This window comes from Roseomonas sp. 18066, assembly GCF_902706185.1.
Taxonomy (GTDB): domain Bacteria; phylum Pseudomonadota; class Alphaproteobacteria; order Acetobacterales; family Acetobacteraceae; genus Pseudoroseomonas.
This window is the reverse complement of sequence record NZ_CACSJM010000054.1, coordinates 25,955-36,395: the sequence shown is the minus strand read 5'-3', so window position 1 is coordinate 36,395 and position 10,441 is coordinate 25,955. Positions and strand designations below refer to the sequence as shown.

Genomic DNA, 10,441 nt, shown 5'->3' with positions numbered 1-10,441 from the left:
CCCCGCCCCCTGGGCCGCCGCCATCGGCTTCGAGGGCCAGCAGGGCGCGATCCGCATCGACAGCCCCGACCTGACGCCGGCGACCGTGAAGACGGCCGAGTTCTTCCCCGCCGAATGGGGCGTGCTGGACCATGCGGCGCCGCAGGTTCTGCAGGTGGCCGATGGCGCGCTGCGGCTCGGCCTGCCGCGCGGGGCTGCGCCGATGCCGCCCGGGCCGATGCAGGGCGTGCTGGTGCTGACGGATGCCGGCGGCCAGCGCAGCGCCTTCACCGTCGCGGCGCAGCCCGGCGCGCTGCCGGTGGCCCTCGCCGCCGAGGCCAGCCTGCCGCTGTGGCAGGCGGCGCTCTGGGCCGCGCTGGGCGGGCTCATCCTCAATTTGATGCCCTGCGTCTTCCCGATCCTGGCGATGAAGGCGATCGGCCTGGCGCGGCTGTCCGGGGCGGCGCGCGGCACGGTCCGGGCGCATGCCGCCAGCTACACCGCCGGCGTGGTTCTGTCCTTCCTGGCGTTGGCGGGGCTGATGCTCGGGCTGCGCGCGGCCGGCAGCGTCGCCGGCTGGGGCTTCCAGTTCACGGCGCCTTTGTTCGTCACGGCGATGGGCTGGCTGATGCTGGCGGTCGGGCTGAACCTGTCCGGCGTCTTCGAATTCGGCCGGCCGGTGCGGATGGGCTCGACCGTCGCGGCGCGCGGCGGCCACCTGGGCAGCTTCGCCACCGGCGGGCTGGCGGTGCTGGTCGCCACCCCCTGCACCGCGCCCTTCATGGCCGCCGCCATCGGCGCCGCCATGGCCATGCCGCCCGCCTCCGCCATGGCGGTCTTCGCGGCGATGGGCTTCGGCATGGCGGCGCCCTATGCGCTGCTGGCGCTGGCCCCCGGCCTGGCGGCGCGGCTGCCCAAGCCCGGCGCCTGGATGGCCCGGCTGAAGGAAATCCTGGCCTTCCCGATGTATGCCGCGGCGCTGTGGCTGCTCTGGGTGCTGGCGCAGCAGGTGGGGCCGGAAGGCCTGGCGGCGGCGCTCGCCGGGGGTCTCGCCATCGGCTTCGCCGGCTGGGCGCTGGGCACTGCCCAGGCGGCGCGGCGGCGGGGCGCGCAATGGCTCGGCCGCGGCAGCGCCATCGTCGCGGTCTGCGCCGCGCTGGCCCTGCTGCCGCAGCTGGTCGGCGCGCCGGCCGCCAGCGCCCGCACCGCGGCCGAGGCCGGGTCGGAGCCCTGGTCGGAAGCCCGCCTGGCGCAGCTGCGCGCCGAGGGCCGCCCGGTCTTCGTCAACATGACCGCCGCCTGGTGCATCACCTGCAAGGTCAATGAGCGGGTGGCGCTGCAATCCGACGGCGTCCGCCGCGCCTTCGAGGCCCGCAACATCGCCTATCTGAAGGGCGACTGGACCGATGGCGGCCCGGCGATCGCCGCCGTGCTGCGCGCGCATGGGCGGGAGGGCGTGCCGCTCTACCTGGTCTATCCCGCCGGCGGCGGCGCGCCCGTGCTGCTGCCGCAGATCCTGACCGAGCAGATCGTCCTGCAGGCGCTGCCGGCCGGCTGACTTCCCGCCTCGCCTTCCCCTCAAGACAGGAGTGACCGACATGGCCTTGTTCACCCGCCGCGCCACCCTGGCCGTTCCGCTGGGCGCCATCCTGATGCCGCTGGCGCCGCGCCTGGCGCTGGCCGCCCCCGCCATCGGCGCCGCCGCCCCTGGCTTCAGCGCCCCCGACCAGGACGGGCAGACCCGCAGCCTCGCCGACTATCGCGGCAAGGTCGTCGTGCTGGAATGGACCAACCACGACTGCCCCTTCGTCAAGAAGCACTATGGCAGCAACAACATGCAGGCGCTGCAGCGCGAGGCGGCGGCCAAGGGCATCGTCTGGCTGTCCGTCGCCTCCTCGCCGCAGGGCGAGCAGGGGCATGTGACGCCCGAGCAGGCGAAGGCGCTGACCAGCGAGCGCAGCGCGGCGCCTGCCGCGGTGCTGCTGGACCCGCAGAGCCGCATCGCCCGCGCCTATGGCGCCACCACCACGCCGCATATGTACGTGATCGATGCGGAAGGCGTGCTGCGCTACATGGGCGGCATCGACAGCATCGCCTCCAACCGGGTCGACGACGTGCCGAAGGCCGAGCCGCTGGCCAAGAACGCCATGCTGGCGGTGGCCGAGGGCCGCCAGGTGGCCCAGGCCGTCACCCGCAACTATGGCTGCGCCATCAAATACGCCCCCGCCGCCTGACAGCGGGCGGCGCGCGGGGGGGCCTGGCGGAGGGCATTCCGCCAGGCCCTTTCTCTTCCGGGGCCAATGGGCGCTAGACTGGTTTCCCCCTGCCCTGCCTGCCGGAGGAAACAAGCAAGATGGACGCTGTCGCCGAGACCCCTTTCATCCGCCTGCACGCCGAGGACAGCGTGCTGATCGCCCGCCGCGCCGCCCCCGAGGGCACGCCGGTCGGCCCCAACGTGGTGGCCCGCACCCGCATCCCCCCCGGCCACAAGGTGGCGCTCCGCGCCCATGCCCCCGGCGAGGCGGTGAAGCGCTACGGCCAGATCATCGGCTTCGCCACCCAGCCGATCGCGCCCGGCGACTGGGTGCATGTGCAGAATTGCGGCATGGGCGACTTCGACAAGGACTATGCCTGGGGGGTGGATGCGCGGCCGACCCTCTACGTGCCGGAGCCGGCGACCTTCCAGGGCATCCTGCGCCCCGACGGGCGGGTGGCGACGCGCAACTACATCGGCATCGTCACCAGCGTGAACTGCTCGGCGCATGTCGCCTCGATGATCGCCGACGCCTTCAAGCGGCATCCCTTCCTGCCCAGCGACCCGCTGGCCGAATTCCCCAATGTCGACGGGGTGGTGGCGCTGACCCACAAGACCGGCTGCGGCATGGGCGACAATGACGGGCTGCGCATCCTGCGGCGGACGCTGGCCGGCTATGCCCGCCACGTCAATTTCAGCCATGTCATCGCCATCGGCCTGGGCTGCGAGGTCAACCAGATTTCTGGCCTGCTGACCGAGCAGAACCTGGCGGGCCGGCTGCGCAACATGGACATCCAGGAGATGGGCGGCACCCGCAAGACGGTGGAGGCCGGCATCGCCTTCGTCCGCGAGGTGCTGGCCGAATCCAACCAGGTGCGGCGCCAGCCAATGCCGGCCAGCCACCTGACCATCGCCCTGCAATGCGGCGGCTCGGACGGCTATTCGGGGATCACCGCCAATCCGGCGCTGGGCGCCGCCTCCGACCTGCTGGTCCGCCACGGCGGCACGGTGATCCTGTCGGAGACGCCCGAGACCTACGGCGCCGAGCACCTTCTCACGCGTCGCGCCACCTCCCGCGCGGTGGGGGAAAAACTGGTCGGGCTGATGCGCTGGTGGGAGGAATATGCCGAGCGCGGCCAGGCGGAGCTGAACAGCAACCCCTCCCCCGGCAACAAGGCCGGCGGCCTGACCACCATCCTGGAGAAGTCGCTGGGCGCCATGGCCAAGGCCGGCAATAGCAACCTGACCGCCGTCTACGACTATGCCGAGCCGGTGGCCGAGAAGGGCTTCGTCTTCATGGACACCCCTGGCTACGACCCGGTCGCCGCCACGGGCCAGGTTGCCGGCGGCGCCAACCTGGTCTGCTTCACCACCGGCCGCGGCAGCGTCTTCGGCTGCAAGCCGGCGCCCTCGATCAAGCTGGCCACCAACTCGGCCATGTATGAGCGGATGGAGGAGGATATGGACGTCAATTGCGGCACCATCCTCTCGGGCCGCGAAAGCGTGCAGGAATGCGGCGAGCGTATCTTCCAGCTGATCCTGCGGGTCGCCTCGGGCGAGCGGACCAAGAGCGAAAGCTATGACTTCGGCTCGGCCGAATTCGCGCCCTGGCCGATCGGCGCGACCATGTAAGGCCGCCGGGCCGGGGGGCAGCGCCGCCCCGGCCCATCCGCTGGCAAGCGGCAGCATTGCCGGACCGCAATACTCATCCAGTATTCAAATCAGCAAAGTTAAAGTTGGACGAAAATCGCAATTAATAAACGATTAACAAATTACTTACTTTGTAAAGTTAGATGTAAATATGAGAAAACACAGGCTTGTTACTTCGGTTTACTGCAACCCGCCGTCACCATGGCTTCCAGAGACACTTCGACATTTCGATAAGATATCGGGAAGACACAGGCCATGGCGCGCTACGACGGGACCCTGAAGAACGACAGCTTTCTGTTCTCCAGCCACAGAGAGGCCGACATCATCTATGCCGACGGCCTGGCCTCGCCGCGCGACGGCATCGGCGGCAGCAACACCATCATGGCCGGCACAGGCAGCGACACCCTGTTCGGCGGCTACGGCCGCGACGTCATCTATGGCGGCAATGGCGACGACTATATCACCGGCTATGGCGTGGCCGGGCCGACGCCGAGCGCCGCCAATGTCTTCGCCTCCGAGGACCAGGCCGACCGGCTGTTCGGCGGCCGCGGCCGCGACACCATCCTGGGCGGCGGCGGCGACGACTATATCGACGGCGGCAGCAACCACGACCTGCTCTATGGCGGCAGCGGCAACGACACCATCAAGGGTGGCAGCGGCAACGACGTGATCCACAGCGGCGAGGGCGCCGATCAGCTCTGGGGTGGCTCGGGCGCGGACACCTTCGTCTATGCCTACAACCCGTCGCTGAGCGAGATGGCCTACGACGCCAATGGCGGCTTCGACACCATCCACGACTTCCAGGTGGGCGTCGACAAGATCGACCTGCGGCCGCTCTATATCCGCGCGGCCGACGTCACCCTGGTCGACACCGCCGCGGGCCTGGAGCTGCATTTCTTCGCGGTCTACGAGGATACCGAGATCCACCTGAAGGGCGTCCATGCCCTGCAGGCCGGCGACATCCTCTTCGCCGCCTGAGGGCGCCTCGCCGGCTGCGGCTCAGACCGTCAGCAGCCGGCGCACCGCCTCCTCGTCGAGCGAGCCGGACAGGCCGGCCAGCGCCACCTCGCCGCGCACCATGATGGCCAGCTGGTCGCCGAGCTCGCGGGCGAACTCGTAATACTGCTCGACCAGCACCACGGCCATGTCGCGGCTTTTCGCCAGCAGCGCGATGACCCGGGCGATGTCCTTGATGACGTTCGGCTGGATGCCCTCGGTCGGCTCGTCGAGGATCAGCAGCCGCGGCCGCGCGGTCAGCGCGCGCGCGATCGCCAGCTGCTGCTGCTGCCCGCCCGACAGGTCGCCCCCTCGCCGGCGGAGAAACTGCTGCAGGATCGGGAACAGCTCGAAGACATCGTCCGGCACCTTCGACCCACGCGGGGCCGCAGCCAGCGCCGTCTCCAGGTTTTCGCGCACCGTCAGGAACGGAAAGATCTCGCGCCCCTGGGGGACGTAGCCGATGCCCGCCCGCGCCCGGTCGGCGGCGGAATAGCTGGTGACGTCGCGCCCTTCCCAGACGATGCGGCCGGCCTTCACCCGCTCCAGCCCGACGATCGCCCGCATCAGCGAGGATTTGCCGACGCCATTGCGCCCCAGCACGCAGGTGATGCGCCCTGGATCGGCCTCCAGCGAGACCCCCCGCAGCGCCCGGCTGGCGCCATAAAACAAATCAATGCCTTCGACGCGCAGCATCCCTCAGCGCCCCAGATAGACTTCGATGACCCGCGGGTCGTTCTGGACATGGTCGATGCTGCCTTCCGACAGCACGCTGCCTTCGCAGAGCACGGTGACCTTCTCCCCCAGGGCGCGGACGAATTCCAGGTCGTGCTCCACCACCACGACGCTGCGGCTGCCGGCGATGCGGCGCAGCAGGGCGGCGGTGTGCTCGGTCTCCTGGTCGGTCATGCCGGCGACGGGCTCGTCGACCAGCAGCAGCTTCGGGTCCTGCATCAGCAGCATGCCGATCTCCAGCCATTGCCGCTGGCCATGCGACAGGATGGCGGCGCGGTGGCTGGCGCGCTCGGCCAGGCCGATCTCCTCCAGCACCGCCTCGATGCAGCGGCGGGAGGTGGCCGACAGCGCCCAGCGCAGGCAGGACCAGGGGTCGCGCGGCGCCTTCAGCGCGAGCTCAAGATTCTCGAAGACGGTCAGCGCGTCGAAGACGGTGGGCTTCTGGAATTTCCGGCCGATGCCGAGATTGGCGATGGTCGCCTCGTCCATCTTGGTCAGGTCGCGGCTGCCGAACTGCACGGTGCCGGCGGTGGGCCGGGTCTTGCCGGTGATGATGTCCATCATCGTGGTCTTGCCGGCGCCGTTCGGCCCGATGATGGCGCGCAACTCGCCGGGCTCGACGATCAGGGAAAGATTGTTCAGGGCGCGGAAGCCGTCGAAGACCACCGAGACGCCGTCCAGATAGAGGCGGCCCTCGCGCATGGCGGCGGCGCTCATCGGCCGGGCCCCTTCTGCAGCAGGCCCACGATGCCGCGCGGCAGGAACAGCGTCACCGCCACGAACAGCCCGCCGAGCACGAAGAGCCAGACATCCGGCGCGAAGGAGGTCAGCCAGGTCTTGATCGCATTGACCGAGAAGGCGCCGAGCAGCGCGCCGACCAGCGTCCCCCGCCCGCCGACCGCGACCCAGACCACAGCCTCGATCGAATTGCCCGGGCTGAACTCGCCCGGATTGATGATGCCGATCAGCGGCACGTAGAGCGCGCCTGCCAGCCCCGCCAGCATCGCCGACAGCACGAAGACGGACAACTTCACCGCGGTGGTGTCGTAGCCCAGAAATCGCACGCGGCTTTCGGCGTCGCGCACCGCCACCAGCACCCGGCCCAGCTTGGAGCGGGTGATGTAGCGGCACAGCAGCAGCGACACCCCGAGCGAGACCAGCGCCGCGTAGAACAGCGCCGCCCGGGCGCCCGCGGTGTTCAGCGGCATGCCCAGCAGCTCCTTGAAATCCGTGAAGCCGTTATTGCCGCCGAAGCCCATGTCGTTGCGGAAGAAGGCCAGCATCAGCGCATAGGTCATCGCCTGGGTGATGATGCTGAGATAGACGCCGGTGATGCGGCTGCGGAAGGCGAGCCAGCCCAGGATCCCCGCCAGCACCCCCGGCACGATCAGCGCCATGGCGAAGGCGTAGGGAAAGAACTGGAAGCCCTGCCAGTACCAGGGCAGCTCCGTGTAGCCGAGGAACACCATGAAGTCGGGCAGCACCGGATGGCCATAGACGCCGCGGGGGCCGATCAGCCGCATCAGATGCATGCCGATGGCATAGCCGCCGAGGGCGAAGAAGGCGCCGTGGCCCAGGCTGAGGATGCCGGCATAGCCCCAGGCCAGGTCGATCGCCAGCGCCAGGATGGCGTAGCAGATCCATTTCCCCGAGACCGAGACGACGAAGTCGGAGACATAGAAGGTCGCGTCCACCGGCAGCCGGTTCAGCACCGGCAGCAGGGCCAGCAGCGCCAGGCCCGCCAGCAGCAGCCCGCGCAGGATCATGCCGGGGGCGGGGCGCAGCCGCTCGCCCAGGCTCATGCTGGCGCTCATTGCTCCGCCGCCCTCCCCTTCAGCGCGAACAGGCCCTTCGGCCGGCGCTGGATGAACAGCATGATGCCGACCAGCACAGCGATCTTCGCCAGCACCACGCCCGCCCAGGGCTCCAGCACCTTGTTGACGATGCCGAGCGTGAAGGCGCCGATCATGGTGCCGGCCAGGCTGCCGACGCCGCCGAAGACCACCACCATGAAGCTGTCGATGATGTAGCCGGTGCCGAGGTTCGGCGAGACATTGTCGATCTGGCTGAGCGCGACCCCCGCCATGCCGGCGATGCCCGAGCCGAAGGCGAAGGTCATCGCATCCACCCGCCCGGTGCGGATGCCCATGGTCGCCGCGATCCGCCGGTTCTGCACCACGGCCCGCATCTCCAGCCCGAAGCGGGTGAAGCGGATCGCCGCGATGGTCAAACCGAGCACCATCAAACTGAAAAGAATGATCCACAGCCGGTTCTGCGTGACCTCGATGCCGCCGGGCAACTGCAAGGTGCCCTGCATCCAGGAGGGCGAGACCACCTCGCGGTTCTGCGCGCCGAACAGCAGCCGCACCCCCTGCTGCAGGATCATGCCCACGCCGAAGGTCATCAGCAGCGTCTCCAGCGGACGCCCGTAGAGATGCCGGATCAACCCGCGCTCCAGCGCGACCCCCACCGCCGCGGTGACCAGGAAGGCCGCCGGCACCGACATCGGCAGCGACCAGGGCGCCAGCCAGGGAATGCCGCGGCACAGCTCCTGCACCAGCACGGTCGTATAGGCGCCGAGCATCACCATCTCGCCATGCGCCATGTTGATCACGCCCATCACCCCGAAGGTGACGGCCAGGCCGAGCGCTGCCAGCAGCAGGATCGAGCCCAGCGACAGGCCCTGGAAGGCGGTCTCGGCGGCGCGCTTCAGCTGCAGCCGGTCATCGATGGCGGCGACCGCGGCATCGATCTCGGCGACCAGCGCCGGGTTGGCGGCGCGCGCCTCCAGCAGCAGCCCGCGCGCCTCGGCCGACGAGGTGCCGCCCAGCACCACGATGCCCTGGCGCTTCGCCACATCCTCGGGCGCCGCCAACCGGGAGGCGGCCAGCGCCAGCGTCATCCGCTGGCGGATCGCCGCATCGCTCTCGCGCCCGACGGCATCCTCGAGCAGCGCGATATTCTCGGGAGATCGGGCGCGGAACAGCCCGTCGGCGGCGGCGACGCGCTCCGCCGGGTCGGGCGACAGCAGCTGCAGCCGGCCGAAAGCCCCGCGCAAGGCGCCGCGCACCCGGTTGTTGATGCGCACCACCTCGCCGGCCTCGGCCGCCGCCCCCGTCAGGGCGTCGCGCACCGCGCCGCCCTCGACGATCAGCAAGCCGCCATCGGCCCGCTTCTGCAGCCGCCCATCCGACAAGGCGCGCAGGATCGGCACGGCGCGCGGATCGCCGATCGCGCCCAGGCGCTCCACCGCCTCGGCCTGCTGCGCGAAGCCACCGGCCAGGCCAGGAAGCGCCGTCTCGAAGCCCCCCTGGGCACGGACGGGCAACGCAAACACCAAGAGCAGCAGCATCACGCGCCACATCGGGCCCACCCTCCAAAGCAAAGGAAGGTCGGGGGGAAGTATCCCCCCGAATCCCCTCTCTATTTCTGCAAAATCAGGTCGGCTTGCGGCGGGACGCATTCTCCGGGATGAACGGGGACCAGTTCTCGGCCGGGATCGCGGTCGGCGTCTTCCAGACCACGTTGAACTGGCCAGTCTCCATGATCTCGCCAATCATCACCGGCTTCGACAGGTGATGATTCTCGAACATCTGCTCCTCATAGCCCGACGGCGCCGCGACCTTCTGGCCATACATCGCCGTCCGCACGGCATCGACGCCCGTCGAGCCCGCCTTCGCCACCGCCTGGCTCCACATCTTGAAGCCCGTATAGGTGGCCTCCATGGGGTCGTTGGTGACGCGCTTCGGGTTCTTGATGTAGGTGGCCCACATCGCCTTGAACTCGGTGTTCACCGGGCTGTCGACGCTCATGAAATAGTTCCAGGCGGCGAGGTGGCCGACCAGCGGCTTGGCGTCGATGCCCGCCAGCTCCTCCTCGCCGACCGAGAAGGCGACCGAGGGGATATCCTCCGCCTTGATGCCCTGGTTGCCCAGCTCGCGGTAGAAGGGGACATTGGCGTCGCCATTGATGGTCGAGACGATGGCGGTCTTCTTGCCCTCGCCGGCGAAGCGCTTCACCCGGCTGACGATGCCCTGCCAGTCCGAATGCCCGAAGGGGGTGTATTCCTCCATGATGTCAGCGTCGGAAATGCCCTTGCTGTTCAGGAAGGCGCGCAGGATGCGGTTGGTCGTGCGCGGATAGACATAGTCGGTGCCGAGCAGCGCGATGCGCTTGGCCCCGCCGCCATCGGCCGACATCAGGTATTCCACCGCCGGGATCGCCTGCTGGTTCGGCGCGGCGCCGGTGTAGAAGACGTTCTTCGACTGCTCCTCGCCCTCATACTGGACGGGGTAGAACAGCAGGCCGTTCAGCTCCTCGAAGACCGGCAGCACCGACTTGCGGGACACCGAGGTCCAGCAGCCGAAGGTCACGTCGACCTTGTGGACCTGCAGCAGCTCGCGCGCCTTCTCGGCGAAGAGCGGCCAGTTGGAGGCCGGGTCGACCACCACCGCCTCGACCTTGCGGCCCAGGATGCCGCCCTTCTTGTTGGCGTCCTCCACCATCATCAGCACGGTGTCGCGCAGCGCGGTCTCGCTGATCGCCATGGTGCCGGACAGCGAATGCAGCACGCCGACCTTGATCGGCGCGGCCTGGGCCCAGGCGGGCTTCAGCGCCGGAATCGCCAGGGGACCAAGCGTTGCGCCGGCGCTTGCCGCCAGCAGGGCGCGGCGGGAGAAGGGGGTCCTGATCGTCATGGGGATCGTTCTCCGGGTCGCGGCCCGCGGCCGCCGTTTTTCACGATGCGGCGCAGCATCGCGGGGGCCGTTGCAGAAGCGTATACGTCAAATGACGTAGGCGGCCGGGCGCCGGCGTGCTTGACGCCCT

General features: G+C 69.4%; 9 protein-coding genes. 4 read left to right on the top strand and 5 right to left on the bottom strand.

What is annotated here, in order from left to right; translation table 11 throughout:
* From GVN67_RS13100 to GVN67_RS13085, 4 genes are all read left to right on the top strand, one after another.
* Positions 1–1,537: protein-disulfide reductase DsbD (locus tag GVN67_RS13100; RefSeq protein WP_159996576.1), on the top strand; the 1,537-nt coding region annotated here is incomplete at its 5' end.
* Positions 1,538–1,577: 40 nt separating this feature from the next.
* On the top strand, positions 1,578–2,213 hold the full coding sequence (locus GVN67_RS13095; protein ID WP_159996574.1) for a redoxin domain-containing protein: 636 nt from the start codon (positions 1,578–1,580) through the stop codon (positions 2,211–2,213).
* 119 nt (positions 2,214–2,332) lie between these two features.
* Positions 2,333–3,865 (top strand): UxaA family hydrolase, encoded by a 1,533-nt coding sequence (locus GVN67_RS13090; RefSeq protein ID WP_159996572.1) that lies wholly within the window; start codon positions 2,333–2,335, stop codon positions 3,863–3,865.
* 273 nt (positions 3,866–4,138) lie between these two features.
* Positions 4,139–4,861, top strand: coding sequence for a calcium-binding protein (locus GVN67_RS13085; RefSeq protein ID WP_159996570.1), 723 nt, complete (start codon positions 4,139–4,141; stop codon positions 4,859–4,861).
* A gap of 21 nt (positions 4,862–4,882) precedes the next feature.
* Here the strand turns inward: GVN67_RS13085 and urtE are convergent, their stop codons facing one another.
* The 5 genes from urtE to urtA form a co-directional block, all read right to left on the bottom strand.
* A complete protein-coding gene (gene urtE, locus GVN67_RS13080) occupies positions 4,883–5,575 on the bottom strand; it encodes an urea ABC transporter ATP-binding subunit UrtE (RefSeq protein ID WP_159996568.1) in 693 nt (230 codons plus the stop codon).
* Positions 5,576–5,578: 3 nt separating this feature from the next.
* On the bottom strand, positions 5,579–6,331 hold the full coding sequence (gene urtD, locus GVN67_RS13075) for an urea ABC transporter ATP-binding protein UrtD (RefSeq protein WP_235035277.1): 753 nt from the start codon (positions 6,329–6,331) through the stop codon (positions 5,579–5,581).
* Positions 6,328–7,428, bottom strand: a complete 1,101-nt coding sequence (gene urtC / locus GVN67_RS13070) for an urea ABC transporter permease subunit UrtC (RefSeq protein ID WP_159996566.1) — start codon at positions 7,426–7,428, stop codon at positions 6,328–6,330. Before urtC ends, urtD begins: the two co-directional genes overlap by 4 nt.
* Complete coding sequence (gene urtB, locus GVN67_RS13065) at positions 7,425–8,897, bottom strand: urea ABC transporter permease subunit UrtB (RefSeq protein WP_408906355.1); 1,473 nt, start codon at positions 8,895–8,897, stop codon at positions 7,425–7,427. The genes urtC and urtB overlap by 4 nt, the downstream gene beginning before the upstream one ends.
* A 154-nt stretch (positions 8,898–9,051) precedes the next feature.
* Complete coding sequence (gene urtA, locus GVN67_RS13060) at positions 9,052–10,311, bottom strand: urea ABC transporter substrate-binding protein (protein WP_159996562.1); 1,260 nt, start codon at positions 10,309–10,311, stop codon at positions 9,052–9,054.
* Positions 10,312–10,441: the final 130 nt, after the last annotated feature.

Excerpts from the sequence above, each read along its gene's own strand:
- GVN67_RS13095 (WP_159996574.1), top strand. The coding sequence starts at position 1,578 with ATGGCCTTGTTCACCCGCCGCGCCACCCTGGCCGTTCCGCTGGGCGCC.
- GVN67_RS13090 (WP_159996572.1), top strand. The coding sequence starts at position 2,333 with ATGGACGCTGTCGCCGAGACCCCTTTCATCCGCCTGCACGCCGAGGAC.
- GVN67_RS13085 (WP_159996570.1), top strand. The coding sequence starts at position 4,139 with ATGGCGCGCTACGACGGGACCCTGAAGAACGACAGCTTTCTGTTCTCC.
- urtE (WP_159996568.1), bottom strand. The coding sequence starts at position 5,575 with ATGCTGCGCGTCGAAGGCATTGATTTGTTTTATGGCGCCAGCCGGGCG.
- urtD (WP_235035277.1), bottom strand. The coding sequence starts at position 6,331 with ATGAGCGCCGCCGCCATGCGCGAGGGCCGCCTCTATCTGGACGGCGTC.
- urtC (WP_159996566.1), bottom strand. The coding sequence starts at position 7,428 with ATGAGCGCCAGCATGAGCCTGGGCGAGCGGCTGCGCCCCGCCCCCGGC.
- urtA (WP_159996562.1), bottom strand. The coding sequence starts at position 10,311 with ATGACGATCAGGACCCCCTTCTCCCGCCGCGCCCTGCTGGCGGCAAGC.